Raw genomic sequence first — 235 nt, forward strand, 5'->3', positions numbered from 1 at the left:
AAAATCAATTCGCTCTTTTTTACGCTGGCGTAAAGAACGAAAGCAAAACAAAAAAGATTTTTCTTTCTTAGTAGAACAATCACCCGTTAAACAAAGTGCATTTTTGCAAAGTAATGTAAAAAAAACGACTGTCACATGGATTGGGCATTCTACTTTTCTTATCCAAACGAATGGACTTAATATATTAACAGATCCAGTATGGGCCAATAAATTAAAGCTAGTTCCAAGACTTACA

General features: G+C 32.8%; 1 protein-coding gene. It reads left to right on the top strand.

Annotated elements, in window-relative coordinates; genetic code table 11:
- A partial coding sequence (locus MR160_RS34540) for an MBL fold metallo-hydrolase (protein ID WP_242299270.1) occupies positions 1-235 on the top strand: 235 nt, incomplete at both ends.

This window comes from Bacillus cereus group sp. BfR-BA-01382, assembly GCF_022663475.1.
Classification (GTDB): domain Bacteria; phylum Bacillota; class Bacilli; order Bacillales; family Bacillaceae_G; genus Bacillus_A; species Bacillus_A thuringiensis_S.